19 protein-coding genes and 1 rRNA gene are annotated in these 14,939 nt (G+C 40.4%); 18 read left to right on the plus strand and 2 right to left on the minus strand.

Annotated features, from left to right (window positions below; genetic code table 11):
* The 10 genes from rrf to rsmI form a co-directional block, all read left to right on the plus strand.
* Window positions 1–94 (plus strand): 5S ribosomal RNA (rrf, locus tag DFR63_RS00485); the annotation flags it as partial.
* A gap of 118 nt (window positions 95–212) precedes the next feature.
* A complete protein-coding gene (locus DFR63_RS00490) occupies window positions 213–1,457 on the plus strand; it encodes an Orn/Lys/Arg family decarboxylase (protein ID WP_115883828.1) in 1,245 nt (414 codons plus the stop codon).
* Window positions 1,454–2,083 (plus strand): dTMP kinase, encoded by a 630-nt coding sequence (gene tmk, locus DFR63_RS00495; protein WP_115883829.1) that lies wholly within the window; start codon window positions 1,454–1,456, stop codon window positions 2,081–2,083. Before DFR63_RS00490 ends, tmk begins: the two co-directional genes overlap by 4 nt.
* On the plus strand, window positions 2,083–2,412 hold the full coding sequence (locus tag DFR63_RS00500; RefSeq protein ID WP_026866209.1) for a cyclic-di-AMP receptor: 330 nt from the start codon (window positions 2,083–2,085) through the stop codon (window positions 2,410–2,412). Before tmk ends, DFR63_RS00500 begins: the two co-directional genes overlap by 1 nt.
* A gap of 1 nt (window position 2,413) precedes the next feature.
* Window positions 2,414–3,319, plus strand: coding sequence for a hypothetical protein (locus DFR63_RS00505; RefSeq protein WP_115883830.1), 906 nt, complete (start codon window positions 2,414–2,416; stop codon window positions 3,317–3,319).
* 9 nt (window positions 3,320–3,328) lie between these two features.
* Window positions 3,329–4,138: a PSP1 domain-containing protein gene (locus DFR63_RS00510; RefSeq protein ID WP_115883831.1), complete on the plus strand. Its 810-nt coding sequence runs from the start codon at window positions 3,329–3,331 to the stop codon at window positions 4,136–4,138.
* Window positions 4,138–4,449, plus strand: coding sequence for an initiation-control protein YabA (locus tag DFR63_RS00515; RefSeq protein WP_115883832.1), 312 nt, complete (start codon window positions 4,138–4,140; stop codon window positions 4,447–4,449). The genes DFR63_RS00510 and DFR63_RS00515 overlap by 1 nt, the downstream gene beginning before the upstream one ends.
* A 38-nt stretch (window positions 4,450–4,487) precedes the next feature.
* Window positions 4,488–5,228, plus strand: coding sequence for a tRNA1(Val) (adenine(37)-N6)-methyltransferase (locus DFR63_RS00520; RefSeq protein ID WP_115883833.1), 741 nt, complete (start codon window positions 4,488–4,490; stop codon window positions 5,226–5,228).
* Window positions 5,212–5,469, plus strand: a complete 258-nt coding sequence (locus DFR63_RS00525) for a GIY-YIG nuclease family protein (RefSeq protein WP_245954094.1) — start codon at window positions 5,212–5,214, stop codon at window positions 5,467–5,469. Before DFR63_RS00520 ends, DFR63_RS00525 begins: the two co-directional genes overlap by 17 nt.
* A 2-nt stretch (window positions 5,470–5,471) precedes the next feature.
* Window positions 5,472–6,284 (plus strand): 16S rRNA (cytidine(1402)-2'-O)-methyltransferase, encoded by an 813-nt coding sequence (gene rsmI, locus DFR63_RS00530; protein ID WP_245954095.1) that lies wholly within the window; start codon window positions 5,472–5,474, stop codon window positions 6,282–6,284.
* 38 nt (window positions 6,285–6,322) lie between these two features.
* On the opposite strand, the gene DFR63_RS00535 is transcribed toward rsmI, so the two are convergent.
* Window positions 6,323–6,601 carry a transition state genes transcriptional regulator AbrB gene (locus tag DFR63_RS00535; RefSeq protein WP_035810393.1) on the minus strand — a complete coding sequence of 93 codons (279 nt, stop codon included), beginning with the start codon at window positions 6,599–6,601 and terminating at the stop codon, window positions 6,323–6,325.
* Window positions 6,602–6,824: 223 nt separating this feature from the next.
* On the opposite strand from DFR63_RS00535, the gene metG reads away from it, so the two are divergent.
* From metG to DFR63_RS00570, 7 genes are all read left to right on the plus strand, one after another.
* Entirely contained in the window at window positions 6,825–8,795 is a 1,971-nt protein-coding gene (gene metG / locus DFR63_RS00540; protein WP_115883836.1) for a methionine--tRNA ligase, read from the plus strand.
* A gap of 16 nt (window positions 8,796–8,811) precedes the next feature.
* Entirely contained in the window at window positions 8,812–9,576 is a 765-nt protein-coding gene (locus DFR63_RS00545) for a TatD family hydrolase (RefSeq protein ID WP_115883837.1), read from the plus strand.
* Between the two features lie 115 nt (window positions 9,577–9,691).
* Window positions 9,692–10,246, plus strand: coding sequence for a ribonuclease M5 (rnmV, locus tag DFR63_RS00550; RefSeq protein ID WP_115883838.1), 555 nt, complete (start codon window positions 9,692–9,694; stop codon window positions 10,244–10,246).
* Window positions 10,246–11,130: a 16S rRNA (adenine(1518)-N(6)/adenine(1519)-N(6))-dimethyltransferase RsmA gene (gene rsmA, locus DFR63_RS00555; RefSeq protein WP_115883839.1), complete on the plus strand. Its 885-nt coding sequence runs from the start codon at window positions 10,246–10,248 to the stop codon at window positions 11,128–11,130. The genes rnmV and rsmA overlap by 1 nt, the downstream gene beginning before the upstream one ends.
* A 75-nt stretch (window positions 11,131–11,205) precedes the next feature.
* Window positions 11,206–11,472, plus strand: a complete 267-nt coding sequence (locus DFR63_RS00560) for a Veg family protein (RefSeq protein ID WP_026860087.1) — start codon at window positions 11,206–11,208, stop codon at window positions 11,470–11,472.
* Between the two features lie 111 nt (window positions 11,473–11,583).
* Entirely contained in the window at window positions 11,584–12,675 is a 1,092-nt protein-coding gene (locus DFR63_RS00565; protein ID WP_245954096.1) for an LLM class flavin-dependent oxidoreductase, read from the plus strand.
* A complete protein-coding gene (locus DFR63_RS00570; protein WP_115883840.1) occupies window positions 12,675–13,238 on the plus strand; it encodes an NADPH-dependent FMN reductase in 564 nt (187 codons plus the stop codon). Before DFR63_RS00565 ends, DFR63_RS00570 begins: the two co-directional genes overlap by 1 nt.
* Before the next feature lie 47 nt (window positions 13,239–13,285).
* Here the strand turns inward: DFR63_RS00570 and DFR63_RS00575 are convergent, their stop codons facing one another.
* Window positions 13,286–13,849 (minus strand): NADPH-dependent FMN reductase, encoded by a 564-nt coding sequence (locus DFR63_RS00575; protein ID WP_115883841.1) that lies wholly within the window; start codon window positions 13,847–13,849, stop codon window positions 13,286–13,288.
* 175 nt (window positions 13,850–14,024) lie between these two features.
* Between DFR63_RS00575 and DFR63_RS00580 the strand changes: the two genes are divergently transcribed.
* Window positions 14,025–14,930: a LytTR family DNA-binding domain-containing protein gene (locus DFR63_RS00580; RefSeq protein WP_162842242.1), complete on the plus strand. Its 906-nt coding sequence runs from the start codon at window positions 14,025–14,027 to the stop codon at window positions 14,928–14,930.
* Window positions 14,931–14,939: the final 9 nt, after the last annotated feature.

Below are 14,939 nucleotides of genomic sequence, written 5' to 3' on the forward strand. Positions count from 1 at the left end.
GCCACACCTGTTCCCATGTCGAACACAGCAGTTAAGCTCTCCAGCGCCGATGGTAGTTGGACTGACGTCCCGCAAGAGTAGGACGCTGCCAGGCTGTACATAACATATTCAATTTATGGATGCGATGAGCCGCATTGAGACCTTTATAGGTCTCTTTTTTTTGTTCTTTTTTCTATAGTATAATAATGCTATAACAACTATCGGAGGTAAATATGTCTCTTATTAATAAGTTAAAAAGCTTTCATATTGAAGGTGCGGTTTCAATGCATGTACCGGGGCATAAAAATAATACAATCGGAAAACTGTCAGATGTCATTAAGCCGGGATATGATTTAACAGAAATACCGGGTCTTGATGACCTTCATGACCCAGCAGAAGTATTAGATCAGCTGAATGCAGAACTTGCGCAAAAAAGTGAAGGCTATCATGCACAAGCGATGGTAAACGGTACGACTAACGGAATCATTTCCAGCATCTATGCTCTGAATGAAAAAGTTACTAATTTTTATATTATCGGAGAAGCCCATAAATCCGTATATCACGGTATATCATTAGTAAATGCTGCTTATACCGTGATTTCCGAAGAAGAGCTGTATGAGTCAGAACTCGCCAGCAGCTGTGTAATATTTACTTCTCCTGCATATACCGGCAGTTTGGATAAAAATATCAAGCAGCATATAGAATACATAAGAAATAATAGCGGCTTCAGTATTATAGATGCAGCGCACGGTGCACATTTATCGATTACTGAGAATTTTAAAGAGTCACTGCTGCTGGCGGAGGCGGATGTTGTCGTTGAGTCCTATCATAAAATGCTTCCTGCTCTGACGATGGCTTCTGTACTGTTTACGAAAGATATCCACCTGCATCGGCGGATAATGCATTATATTAATCACTTTGAAACTTCCAGTCCTTCATATCTTGTCTTGGCTTCTATCGAATACGCACAGCAATTTTATAATGAATATAATGACGAGATTTTTTTTAAGAAAAGAGCAGAACTGATACATTGTCTTAAAGAAGCTGAAATAGATGTCGCTGAACAGGATGATCCTGCAAAACTTATGCTGACATGGAAAAGAGGAGCATACAACCTGGAGCTGAGTTTTCGAAAGACTGGTATATACTCCGAGATGGTTACCGATGCAGGGGTGCTCTGGTGTCTTCCGCTTTGGCATGAAGGGGACAGCTATCCCTTTAAAGAACTGCTTCATAAAATTTCAAAATTAACTCCAGCAGTTTCCAGTGAAGGAACAGTTAAGGATATAGATATACTTGAAGGTAAAATATGCGTAGCAAACATTGTTCCCTATCCTCCGGGAGTACCGCTTGTGTTAAAGGGTGCTGCAATTACAGAGCGGGATTTGAAAAGGGTAAAGCACTATCAAGTTAATCATGTTAAAATAGAGGGTATACAATATAACATTAACTATTATATGAATGAGGCAGAATTATGAGTTATTTCATCACTTTTGAAGGTCCCGAAGGATCCGGTAAAACGACGGTTATAGAACATATCAGAGTATTGTTATCAGATTCGCATGAAGTCGTGAAAACACGTGAACCAGGGGGTATACCAATCAGTGAAAAAATTCGCGAAATACTGCTGACAAAAGAGCATGATATGGATGGCAGGACAGAAGCCTTACTTTTTGCAGCATCCCGCCGGCAGCATCTTGTCGAACGTGTAATACCAGAACTTGAGGCAGGTAAAATCGTACTGTGCGATCGTTTTATCGACAGTTCGCTTGCTTATCAGGGTATCGCCCGCGGCATCGGTTTTGATGATATAATGGCAATAAACAAATTTGCTATCGATACCCATATGCCGGACTTAACAGTTTATTTAAAACTTGATCCGGAAACGGGGCTCGAGCGAATACAGGATAATAATCGTGAAAATAACCGCCTGGATGAAGAAACTATCGACTTTCATAAAAAAGTAGTCTCTGGTTATAATGAGTTATCGGTACTATATCCGAACAGAATTAAAGTTGTGGATGCATCCCAGTCAGTTGACAGCGTTGTAAGCGATACATTAAATATTATAAATACTTATATACAATCTAGAGGTGAAGAATAATGAAAATGGTAATTGCTATTGTACAGGACCATGACAGCCAAAGATTAAATGACAAATTAACAAAAAATGATTTCCGAAATACGAAACTTGCTTCTACAGGCGGTTTTCTGCGTGCAGGGAATACTACATTCCTTTGCGGGGTTGAGGATGCTCGTGTGGACGAACTGCTTAAACTTATTGACGACACATGCGGTAACCGTGAGCAGACTGTAGCACCGGTAACTCCTATGGGCGGAAATGCAGATTCTTATATTCCTTACCCGGTTGAAGTTGAGGTCGGCGGCGCCACTGTTTTTGTTTTACCGATAGAACAATTTGAAAGATTTTAAGATGAATAACAGTATTGTACAGAAACAATTATTAAAAATTATCGAGAACAATAAGCTGAGTCATACTTATATGTTCGAAGGTGATGCAATAGAAACGCTGCGTAAATACAGCAAGTTTTTTGCGCTGCATATATTCGGCGAAAATACGCGGAATGAGATGCTGATTGATTCAGGCAACCATCCGGATTTATATTATTTATCGACAGCTGAAACGACGATTAAAAAAGAAAACATCGAACAGCTTGTCCGCCAGATGAACCAGAAACCAATCGAATCTGACTACAAAGTGTATATTATTGAGCAGTTTGAAAAACTGACTCCGCAAGCTGAAAACAGTATACTGAAATTTTTAGAAGAACCGCCTGAAAAAACTATTGCGATTTTATTAACGATAAATAAAAGCGGCATACTGCCGACGATACATTCGAGAAGCCAGCACATCCATATCCAGGGAGAGGACGGCGACCGCGAGGATTCGCTGCCGAATTTAAGTGAAGCTGAAACAGCGACTGTCAATGCTCTTCTGCTGAATGCTCGCCATGTCAACGAAATGGCTGATAAATTCAGTGAAATGCGGACAGAAGCTATCAGCTTTGGTACTCGCTGGATACATAATCATCCGCTTGTTTTAATCGATGCTAAAAAGATAGTCGATATTTGTGATGAACGAAAAGATTATGAACTGATGCTCCAGCTCCTTGCCGGATTTATCCGTCAGACATTGCATAAGACAATCGGTCTGGATAATTTTAGACCGTATGAATCAGCAATGCCGGAAGGTAATGATGTAAATACGGTAAAATTGACGCGGATGCTCGAAGAAATTCAAAAAGCGAACCAGCTGCTTTCATTTAATGTTAATCCAATGCTTGTTTTTGAAGGTATGGTCATAGGTGCGAAAGGTTGATGAATAAATATGCTTAAAATCATCAAGGTCACGCAACTTGATTATTACGATAACTTATATATCACATGCAGTGATGATTCTATAGAACGCGGTGATTATATCGTCGCCGAAACAAAAAGAGGTCTTGAACTGCTGAATGTAGTGAAAGGCACTTATGAAATCCCAAAAGATAATATTGTAGAACCCGACGGTAAATTTCTTCGTCTGGCAACAGAAGAAGATTTAATAAAATTCAAAACTAATGAAGAAAAAGCTGAAGCTGCATTAGAATTTTGTGCAAATGCAATTAAAGATGAAAAACTTAATATGAATCTCGTGAATGCCAAGTTTACACTTGATATGAAAAAACTTATTTTTAACTTTACTGCAGATGACAGAGTAGATTTTAGATCACTTGTCAGAATACTCGCGACGCGCTTTAAAACACGTATTGAGCTGCGCCAGATTGGTGTCAGAGATGAAGCGAAGTATCTCGGGGGCATTGGTCCCTGCGGACGCGCTCATTGCTGTTCAACGTTTTTAGGAGACTTTGTTCCTGTGAGTATTCAAATGGCGAAGAATCAGGATTTATCGCTTTCTCCAAGTAAAATATCAGGAGCATGCGGACGCCTGATGTGCTGTTTAAATTACGAAGATGAATATTACGAAGATGCGCGTATAAAACTGCCTGATGTCGGTGCCAAAGTGAAAACACCGGCGGGCATCGGTAAAGTTATCGGTATTAACATACTGGACCTGGCCGTCAGGGTAAAGGGTTCCGATGATTATATCGAAGAATATGGCGAAGAAGATATAGATAAGCTAGAGGTTGTGAATTAATGGATCGTGAAAAACTGTTCCTTCATATTCAGCAGCTTGAGCGCAATATAAAAACCATGGATGAAGAAGTGCGTATACTGAAAGAACTTACTGTAAAACTGGTCGAAGAAAATGTCAGTCTGGAACTTGAAAAAGAGAATTATGAACAGCTTTTAAATGATAAAGAAACAGCAGATTCTCCCTTTAAAGAAAACTCACTGAAAAGTTTATACGATGAAGGATTTCATGTATGCAGTATTCATTTCGGCACACACAGGCACGGAGACGACTGCTTGTTCTGCCAGGCATTTTTTAATGAAAGACAAAGTTAAAGCAGCGATGAGCTGCTTTTCTTTTTGGAGTGAAATCAATGTTAAAACCATATGAACGCATAGATGAACTGTTCAGAGAAAATATGCGTATTATTCAAAGCAGTGAAACTTTTTCATTTTCTGTCGATGCACTGCTGCTTGCAAATTTTGTGAAAATAAATAAACGCGACAACAGAATCATGGACTTGTGCAGCGGTAACGGCATTATACCGCTGATTTTGTCCAGCCGTGCTGAAAAGCCCATAGATGCTGTTGAAATACAGAGCCTGCTCGCAGATATGGCAGAACGCAGTATTGAAATGAATGGGAAATCAGACCAGATTACAATGTATAATGCAGATATTAAGTCACTTAAAACTTCGATGAAACATTCCTCATATGATGTTATTATAGTGAACCCGCCTTATTTTACAAGCAACCAGCCTTTAAAGGACAAAGGACCGCAGAGCATTGCGCGGCATGAACTTCACATCGATTTAAAAGGCATCGTCGAAGCCTGCCGTTATTTAATAACGAATAAGGGCAGGCTGTATATGGTGCACCGTGCAGAGCGCAGCGCTGAAGTCTTTACAGAGCTGCATAACCAGGGTTTCAGGGTCAGACGTGCACAGTATGTCTATAATGATACAAACAGCAGGACAGCGATGTTCATAGTCGTAGAAGCGATTTTTAATTCAAATGCATATGCGGATATACTGCCGCCATTTTATATTTATAAGGCGGATCAGGTATATTCAGATGAGATGCTTGAGGTGTATTACGGTGACAACAGAGGATAGACAGTATTACGTTTATATTATTGAATGCAGCGACTGCAGTCTGTATACAGGTTACACAGCTGATATCGATGCGCGTATTACAAAACATAATGCCGGCCTTGGCGCGAAATATACCCGGGGCAGACTGCCTGTGACCTTGCGCTACGTCGAAGTGCTCGATTCAAAAAGCAGCGCCTTGAAACGCGAATACGCGATTAAACAGCTGACAAAGCAGCAGAAATTATCGTTAATAGGAGGATAATAATGTTATACATTACCGGGACACCGATAGGAAATCTGGATGATATATCTTACAGAGCGATTAAAACGCTTGAAGAAGCAGATGCAATTTTATGTGAAGATACGCGTATTACCCGTAAAATAACCACACATTTTAATATTGACACGCCGCTTAAAAGCTACCATGATTTCAATAAAGAAGAAGCGACCGAATCTATTATAGAAGATATAAAGCATGGCAAAACCTATGCTCTTGTGACCGATGCCGGTATGCCTGTAATATCGGATCCCGGGTTTGAACTTGTCAGCCGCATGCAGGATGAAAAACTGCCGTACGCGGTGATTCCTGCAGCTTCTGCTTTTACGATGGCGCTTGTAGCGAGCGGGATTGCCAGTTATGAATTTACATACTTTGGCTTTTTGCCGAAAAGTGCATCGAAACAGAGAGAGAAATTATCTGAAATAATGCACCATAAGTTTACGTCCGTGCTGTATGAATCGCCGCACAGAATGAAGAGTCTGCTGACGGAGATAAATAAAATTGACAGCAGCAGAATTATGAGTATATCGCGGGAAATCACGAAGAAATTTGAACAGCATGTCAGAGGCAGAGCGGACGAATTATTATCAAAACTTGATAAGGATATCCCGTTAAAAGGAGAATTTGTCGTTGTTATAGACAGATATGAAGAAGAACAGTCTGAATTTACCGGTACTCCAAAGGAGCACGTAACGGAACTTGTTGAAGAGGGAATGCGGCCGAAAGACGCCATAAAACTCGTCGCGGAGCTGCGCGGTTTGAAGAAGCAGGAAGTATATGATGTGTTTCATAAATAAAAAGCCACGAATGGTTATTCATGGCTTAATGCATTGGCTTATTTATCAATTTTCTTTTGAATTTCTTTAATCAGCTGATCGGCGCCTTCTTTGCTCAGGACTATTTTTCCGTCAGCAAGTGACATGTTGTCATCAGACACATCGCCGGTTACTGCGCAGGTCATGCGGGGCTGATATTTTTTCAAAATAATTTTATCATCATCTGTAAAAATTTCCAGAGCATCTTTAACTTCGATATCGAGTACGCGACGCAATTCAATTGGAATAACAACGCGTCCAAGTTCATCAACTTTACGCACAATTCCAGTAGATTTCATTAGTAATTCCTCCTACATAGTTAACCAAAATATAATGGATTATATCCAATTTTCGAAATGTCTTGTGCAGAAAATGGAAAAATAAGCTGCGAAACTATTACCCGAAATTGGATATTCATGACTATAGCACAAAAATAATGGGAAAACTATTAAAAACTGTTCCGAATTGAAAAACATACATAAATTAGATATATTAGATAAGTATATTATAGGAGGATGTCCCATGACAAAACCAACATTTTATATCACTACGCCAATTTATTATCCCAGTGGAAAACTCCATATCGGGAATGCATATACTACAATTGCATGTGATGTAATGGCACGTTATAAACGCCTGAGAGGCTATGACGTATACTACTTAACAGGAACCGACGAACACGGTCAGAAAATAGAACAGAAAGCTGATAACATGGGGGTTTCACCTCAGGCCTACGTCGATGATATGGCAAAGAGCATAAAAGATTTATGGAAATCGCTCGATATTACGTACGATCAGTTTATTCGTACGACAAGTGATAAACATAAAGCTGCTGTACAGTACATTTTTGAGCGCCTGCTTGAGCAGGGCGATATTTACCTTGGTGAATACGAAGGCTGGTACTCGGTTCAGGATGAGGAATTCTTTACAGAAACGCAGCTCGATGAAGTATACCGTGATGAAGACGGGAAAATGATCGGCGGCAGAGCGCCGAGCGGACATGATGTTGAACTTGTTAAAGAAGAGAGCTACTTCTTCAGAATGAGTAAATATGCAGACCGTCTTGTCCAGTATTACGAAGATAACCCCGACTTTATCCAGCCGGAAGCGCGTAAAAACGAAATGCTGAACAACTTTATAAAACCGGGACTTGAGGACCTCGCTGTATCGAGAACGACATTTAAATGGGGCGTGCCGGTTAAATCAGATCCGAAACACGTCGTTTACGTGTGGATTGATGCTTTGGCAAACTATATTACTGCACTCGGCTATTCTACAGACGATGACGAACTGTTTAAAAAATACTGGCCTGCAGACGTGCATATGATTGGTAAGGAAATTGTACGTTTCCATGCGATTTACTGGCCGATTATGCTGATGGCTCTCGATCTGCCGCTGCCGAAGAAATTACTCGGCCACGGCTGGCTTTTAATGAAAGACGGAAAGATGTCGAAATCCAAAGGGAATGTTATTTATCCTGATCAGATTGTAGAGCGCTACGGTCTTGACTCGCTCCGTTACTACTTAATGCGCGAAGTGCCTTTCGGTTCTGACGGCGTATTTACACCGGAGTCGTTTATCGAGCGCACTAACTTTGATCTGGCAAACGATCTCGGCAACCTGGTTAACCGTACAATCTCAATGATTAATAAATATTTTGACGGATATGTACCGGAGTATACAGGTGCACATACTGATTTCGATAAAAGCCTTGAAACAGCTGTTAAAGACAGCGTTTCAGAATATGAGACTGCCATGGAAAAAATGCAGTTCAGTCATGCTTTAAGAGCAGTATGGACAATTATCGGACGCTCGAATAAATATATTGATGAAACTGCGCCTTGGGTGCTGGCAAAAGATGAGACAAACAAAGAAGCACTCGGCAACGTGATGGTGCATCTCGCAGAAAACATCCGTATTGCGGCTATCCTTTTGAGCCCTTACCTGCCTCATGGTCCGAAAGAAATTTTCAAACAGCTGAATATTACTGATGAAAACCAGCAGACGTATGAGTCAGTATTAAGCTATGGCATTGTAAAACCTGCCAGCCAGCTGACTAAACCGACACCGATTTATCCAAGATTGGATGTTGAAGAAGAAGTCACACATATTAAAAATCAAATGCGTCCGCCTGATGCAGAAGAGGATCAGGAAGAAACAGAAACGGCTGAAAAAATCACAATTGATGACTTTAATAAAGTGGAAATTAAAGTTGCGACTGTTACTGCAGCAGAAGCAGTGAAGAAAGCGAAAAAGCTGCTGAAAATCCAAGTGGATTTAGGCACTGAAGAGCGCCAGATTGTTTCGGGGATTCACGAGCATTATGAACCGGGAGATATTATCGGCAAGAAAGTGCTTGTCGTGACGAATCTGCAGCCTGTAACCTTGCGCGGAGAGAAATCAGAAGGTATGATTTTAACTGCAGAAATGGGCAGCCGTTTAACATTAATTGATGTGCCTGACGGCATAGAAAACGGCAGTATTGTAAAATAAATCAGGGAGTGATTATGTGTTAATCGATACACACGTCCATCTGAATGCGCACCAGTACGAGGAAGATCTCGAGGAAGTAATCGCACGCGCGAGAGAGAACGGGCTCGAGAAAATGGTTGTTATCGGCTGTGATCGTCCGTCGATTGAACGCACCATGGAACTCATTGAAGAATATGATGATATTTACGGGGTCATCGGATGGCATCCGGTCGATGCTGTCGATTGTACTGATGAAGATCTGAAGTGGATAGAAGAACTGTCCAAACATAAGAAAATTGTCGGCATCGGTGAAGCAGGTCTCGATTACCACTGGGACAAATCACCAAAAGACGTCCAAAAAGAACTGTTCAGACGTCAGCTGGCCTTAGCGAAACGCGTCGGTCTGCCGATTATTATTCATAACCGTGAATCGACGGAGGATTGTGTGGAAATTTTGAAAGAAGAAAATGCACAGGAAATCGGCGGCATTATGCACGCTTTCAGTGCCGATGAAAAGACAGCCGACGAAATTATCGATATGAATTTCTATGTATCACTTGGCGGTCCGGTGACATTTAAAAATGCGCAGCTGCCTAAAGACATCGCTGTTCATGTTCCGCTCGACCGTCTGCTTGTGGAGACGGATGCACCGTATTTAACACCGCATCCATACCGCGGCAAGCGCAATGAACCGGCACATGTAAAACTGGTAGCAGAAAAAATTGCAGAGCTGCGCGGTATGAGTTATGAAGACCTGGCCGCTGCAACGACTGCGAACGCAAAAAGATTATATAACATCTGAAATGAAAGTGTTTCACTTTGACTTTGGTTGAAGTGAAGCACTTTTTTAGTGTGCTGAAGATAAGAAATCTTAAAATATGGTATGATACTAAACGAAGTATAAGAGGTGGAGATGTATGGAAAAACCTGTAATTAAAGAAATTATTATTGTCGAAGGCAGGGACGACACACGCAGACTTAAAGAAGCGGTTATCTGCGAGACGATTGAAACGAACGGTTCGGCAATCAATGAACGGACACTTGAAGAAATAGAAGTTGCCTTGAATTCACGCGGAGCGATTATTTTCACGGATCCTGACTTTCCGGGTCATAAAATAAGAAATACAATTATTGAACGTTTCCCTGATATTAAAGAGGCGTTTTTACCAAAACATAAAGCACTTGGTCATAATAGTGTAGGCGTGGAACATGCCCGAATCGAAGATATACGAGCAGCGCTCGAAAACTGCCAGACGAGCCGGCAGGTTAAAGAGGAACTGATAACAATTCAGGATATGCAGTATTTCCGTTTATCGGGCAATTCACAAGCGAAAGAACGACGCGAGTATTTAACGGAACAGCTGAATATCGGTTATGCGAACGCAACTCAGCTGCGAAAAAAACTGAACCGCTACAGCATCTCACCTGAAAAAGTTGAAGAAATATTAAAAGGGCTGGAAGTGAATAACTGATGAAACATATTGCTACTATAGGGCGGACTAAAGAAATACTCGACAAGCACCATTTTACTTTTAAGAAAAGTCTTGGACAGAACTTTTTAATCGACTCCAATGTTATTAAAGAAGTCATTCATAAAGCGGATATTAATAAAAATACAGGTGTCATTGAAGTGGGACCGGGAATTGGATCACTGACGGAGCATCTTGCAATCAATGCAGGAAAAGTGCTGGCTTTTGAAATTGACCAGCGCCTGATCCCGGTACTTAATGATACGTTAAGCGATTATGATAACGTGACAGTTATCAATGAAGATATACTGGAAGCCGATGTCCCGGCTCGTATCGAAGAATTCTTAAGCGATTGTGATGATATCGTGGTTGTCGCAAACCTGCCGTATTATATTACGACGCCGATACTGATGAACTTCCTGACTGCACATCTGCCGATTTCACGTTATTATGTCATGATGCAAAAGGAAGTTGGAGAACGTATCAGTGCGTCACCGAATTCAAAAGCATATGGGTCTTTATCGATTGCGATCGATTATTATACAGAGGCTAAAACAGTTCAAAATGTTCCGAAAACCGTATTCATGCCGCCGCCGAACGTCGATTCTATTATTGTAGAGTTAAAAAACCGCACTCAGAAAAAAGTAGATATTGATGATGAAGAAACTTTTTTCAAGTTAACAAGAGGCGCATTTCTGCATCGCCGTAAAACAATACTGAACAACTATCAGTCATTGTTTGCTGACGGAAAGAAAAGAAAAGATGAAATCAGAACGCTGTTTGAAGAAGCGGGAATTGATCCGGCACGCCGCGGTGAAAGTTTATCACTTGAAGATTATAAGGAAATTTACGATGCTTTCAAGAAAAGGGACTTGGATTTCGCTTAAAAATGTTGAGAAATTGGCTGATTTTTGACAGAATTATGTAAACTTGCTATAATGGACTTAGTGAGGTGGGGTATAATGCCAAAAACATTAATCGACATCAAAAAGATTCTTGATTGTCAGTTAGGAAATCCATGTGTGCTTCGCGCAAACGGAGGACGCAAGAAGTTGATTGAAAGAAAAGGTATTTTAAGAGAAACATATCCATCGATTTTCGTAGTTGAACTAGATCAAGACGAACATAATTTTGAGCGTGTATCTTATACATACACAGACGTGTTAACATCAAATGTAGAAGTTACTTTTTATAACGACGATTTTACAGAAGAATTTTTAATTCAATAACATATTAAAAACCATCCGAAAGGATGGTTTTTTTGTTTTATGAGCGTATGTTGAGCATGCAGGTATAAAGATATATATTATTAGAACTATATAATATACGGAGTGTGATTTATGAATACAAATAACCTTCATATCATGCCGGAAATCGATAAAAGCCAGGGGCTTGAATTTGGTCTGTATACCCTCGGAGATCATTTACCGAATCCGCATACAGGACAGAGAATTCCTGCAAGCCAGCGTATTAAAGAAATTATCGAAACGGCTGAGTACGCAGAACAGGCGGGAATTGATACCTTTCAGATCGGTGAATCCCATCAGGATTATTTCGCGTCTCAGGCTCATCTGATTATTTTATCGGCCATTGCACAAGTGACAAAGCAGATAAAAATTGCTTCAGGCTCAACGATTATCAGTACATCGGACCCGGTGCGTGTATTTGAAGATGCATCGACAATCGATCTTATTTCAGGCGGACGCATGGAAATTATTGCCGGCCGGGCTTCACGTGTCGGGCTCTATGATTTACTCGGCTACAGTCTGAATGATTATGAAGCATTGTTTGAAGAAAAGTTTAATCTTCTGTTAAATATAAATGAAAATGAGTATGTGAACTGGCAGGGAGAATTCCGTGCGCCTTTAAAAAATGCTCATGTCATTCCGCGTCCTGAAAATGATAAGAACGGACTGCCGATTTGGCGGGCGGTCGGAGGTTCAATGGCTTCTGCCCATAAAGCAGGTCTCGCGGGAGTGCCGATGTATCAGGCGCACCTCGGCGGGCCGGCTGAAGCCTTTAAGAGCCGTATTGATTTATACAGACAGACGGCGGAAGAAAGAGGCTACGATGTGTCTAAACTACCTGTAGCGACTGCTGGATTTTTCTTTGCACATGAAGATAAACTTGAAGCATACAGAAAATACTACCCTCATATTAATGAAGGCATGAAAAAATCGAACGGTCAGGGCTTCCCGAAGCAGAGCTTTGCCGAGGGTCAGGACTATCGCAGTGTAATTAACGTTGGCGATCCTGATCTGATTATTGAGAAAATTCTTTATCAGCATGAATTATTTAATCATGACCGTTATATCGCCCAGCTGGATTTCGGCGGTGTGACACTGGATGATATTAAACGTAATATAGACATTATTGGCGAAAAGATACTGCCTGCCATTAAAAAATATACAAAACCACAGGGGGAACAATAATGAAAGCAGTAATCATCAGCGGTTCAGTCGTCGGGAGCAAAACACGGAAAGCGACGACGGCACTCAGAGAAAAGGTTGAATCATTAAACGTTCACGAAGTTGAATATATCGACTTAAAAGATTACGATATGCCGTTCAGCGATGGCAGAAATTATTTGGACTACGGCGGTGCGACAACTGAAGCACTGACTAAAATAATGGAAGCGGATGTCGTATTTATCGGCACACCGATATTCCAGGCATCCATACCGGGGCCTTTAAAAAACTTATTTGACTTGCTGCCGCCGGATGCATTACTGAATAAAACCATCGGCATGATTATTACTGCGGGCTCACTCAGACATTATCTGGTGGCGGAACAGCAGCTGAAACCGATTTTGTCATATATGAAAGCAAATATTGTTCCGGGATATGTATATATTCTGGATCAGGACTTCGGCTCAGAAGGAATCGAGAACGATGATATTCTGTTCAGGCTGGGTGCACTCGTGGATAATACATTTAATAATGCAGAAGCACACCAGGCGGTGCTTGAAAAATTTAACGATTCTTTCGGCTTTTAAATAAAAAACCTTTCAGGACAAAGTTCCTGAAAGGTTTTTTATCTGTCTTATCTGATTGATTTAAGTCCGTTAGCCCAGTTAACTGTAGTAGTGATTACAGCTTCAATAGTCGGGTTGTGTATTTCAGCAGGGGCAAATTTAGACATTTCTTCAAAGTCAGTGAACAGGCTGAATGCACCGAAAGGTCCAACAGTTGCCACATTAAAGTTAGAAAGAATTTGACGCAGTGAAAGTGTTGCAGCAACACCTAAAGTTGAGCCGTAGCCAACGATTCCTGCTGATTTATTACCGAATTCAGGTCCGATGTAGTCAAGAAGGTTTTTTAGTGCCGGTGAAACAGCTTTATTGTATTCAGGTGTAACAAAAATATAACCGTCAAGTGAATCAATTTTAGCTGACCAGTTATTGATTACATCAGAACCGTATTGTTTATTAGCCATTAACGGCGGTAAAGATTCTTTAAACAATGGTGCTTCGTAATCTTTAATATCTACGATTTCGAATTCAGCACCTGTATCTAATTTTTCAGCAAAGTCTTTAAGCCACTCTGCAACTTGTAAGTTAACGCGTGAGTCACGTGTACTTCCTGTAACAATACCAATTTTAGTCATTGTATAATTCCTCCGGGGTGTTCATTTATTATTAAGTTACATTTTGTAACTGTTTATTAATATACAGTATTTCGAATTGAAAATAAAGACTTTTGCTTAATCTTTTCAGTGAAATTGTCATGATTACGTTTCCATGGTAAATTTAAAGAGATTTCATACGACAGGAGCAATGACAATGGATATAGAAATTCAAAAAATCACGGCCGGTCCGTCTAATGGAAAAATTAAAATGAGGGCCGGCAAAAGTCTTGCAGTGCAAATACCGTATGAGCTCGCTGAAACTTTTTCCGATACGATGGAGAAGGCAGGTGCCCATGTATTTTCAGGCGGCCTTTTATATTATAAACGGCTGAATTTAAAAGTGCATATTGAATATTTGAGAAAATGGTACAACAGTCCATTGAAAACAGAAGATTTAATCCGGCAGTTTAATATTACAGACTCCGTATCAAGCCTGTCAAAGTTGAACCGGACTGAAATTCAGAAACTGACTTATATCCATGCTCTGCTCAGCAATAATCAGTATATAGTTTTTATCGATCCATTTTTAAATACAGTTAATGATAACATTCATCTGTTTCATAAAATGAAAGAACAGCTTATTCAGCAAGAGAAATCATTGTTGGTGGCATCGTCGAGACTGGAAGATGCCTTTATAGTTCAGCCGGATGTTATGAAATTAAGCGACCAGGGGCTCGAGACAGTTGAGACAACAGATAATACTGAAGATAACAGCTCTTCTAATGTGAGCAAAATTAAAGTGAAAGCACATGATAAAACGATTTTTGTCACTATAGAAGAGATTGAATATCTGGAAAGTCATGATGGTAAAGTATACATTAATCTCGGTTCGGAGAAATTTATAATGGAATCGACCCTGCAGGGGGCAGAAGAACAGCTCGAAGCTCACGGTTTTTACCGATGCCACCGTTCTTATCTCGTCAATCTTCATAAAGTAAAAGAAATTATTACATGGTCTAAAAACACTTATTCTGTCATTATCGATAATTCGGAAAAGTCCAGAATCCCGTTATCCCGAACTAAATTCAACGAAATACAGGATAAATTACTAAAATTATAAAAAGGTGAC

It is taken from the genome of Jeotgalicoccus halotolerans (genome assembly GCF_003387165.1).
In the GTDB taxonomy this organism is placed as follows: Bacteria; Bacillota; Bacilli; order Staphylococcales; family Salinicoccaceae; genus Jeotgalicoccus; species Jeotgalicoccus halotolerans.

Excerpts from the sequence above, each read along its gene's own strand:
- DFR63_RS00520 (WP_115883833.1), top strand. The coding sequence starts at position 4,488 with ATGTTAAAACCATATGAACGCATAGATGAACTGTTCAGAGAAAATATG.
- DFR63_RS00565 (WP_245954096.1), top strand. The coding sequence starts at position 11,584 with ATGAATACAAATAACCTTCATATCATGCCGGAAATCGATAAAAGCCAG.
- DFR63_RS00580 (WP_162842242.1), top strand. The coding sequence starts at position 14,025 with ATGGATATAGAAATTCAAAAAATCACGGCCGGTCCGTCTAATGGAAAA.
- tmk (WP_115883829.1), top strand. The coding sequence starts at position 1,454 with ATGAGTTATTTCATCACTTTTGAAGGTCCCGAAGGATCCGGTAAAACG.
- DFR63_RS00570 (WP_115883840.1), top strand. The coding sequence starts at position 12,675 with ATGAAAGCAGTAATCATCAGCGGTTCAGTCGTCGGGAGCAAAACACGG.
- DFR63_RS00535 (WP_035810393.1), bottom strand. The coding sequence starts at position 6,601 with ATGAAATCTACTGGAATTGTGCGTAAAGTTGATGAACTTGGACGCGTT.
- DFR63_RS00515 (WP_115883832.1), top strand. The coding sequence starts at position 4,138 with ATGGATCGTGAAAAACTGTTCCTTCATATTCAGCAGCTTGAGCGCAAT.
- DFR63_RS00510 (WP_115883831.1), top strand. The coding sequence starts at position 3,329 with ATGCTTAAAATCATCAAGGTCACGCAACTTGATTATTACGATAACTTA.
- rsmI (WP_245954095.1), top strand. The coding sequence starts at position 5,472 with ATGTTATACATTACCGGGACACCGATAGGAAATCTGGATGATATATCT.
- DFR63_RS00500 (WP_026866209.1), top strand. The coding sequence starts at position 2,083 with ATGAAAATGGTAATTGCTATTGTACAGGACCATGACAGCCAAAGATTA.
- DFR63_RS00560 (WP_026860087.1), top strand. The coding sequence starts at position 11,206 with ATGCCAAAAACATTAATCGACATCAAAAAGATTCTTGATTGTCAGTTA.
- rsmA (WP_115883839.1), top strand. The coding sequence starts at position 10,246 with ATGAAACATATTGCTACTATAGGGCGGACTAAAGAAATACTCGACAAG.
- DFR63_RS00575 (WP_115883841.1), bottom strand. The coding sequence starts at position 13,849 with ATGACTAAAATTGGTATTGTTACAGGAAGTACACGTGACTCACGCGTT.
- metG (WP_115883836.1), top strand. The coding sequence starts at position 6,825 with ATGACAAAACCAACATTTTATATCACTACGCCAATTTATTATCCCAGT.
- DFR63_RS00505 (WP_115883830.1), top strand. The coding sequence starts at position 2,414 with ATGAATAACAGTATTGTACAGAAACAATTATTAAAAATTATCGAGAAC.
- DFR63_RS00490 (WP_115883828.1), top strand. The coding sequence starts at position 213 with ATGTCTCTTATTAATAAGTTAAAAAGCTTTCATATTGAAGGTGCGGTT.
- rnmV (WP_115883838.1), top strand. The coding sequence starts at position 9,692 with ATGGAAAAACCTGTAATTAAAGAAATTATTATTGTCGAAGGCAGGGAC.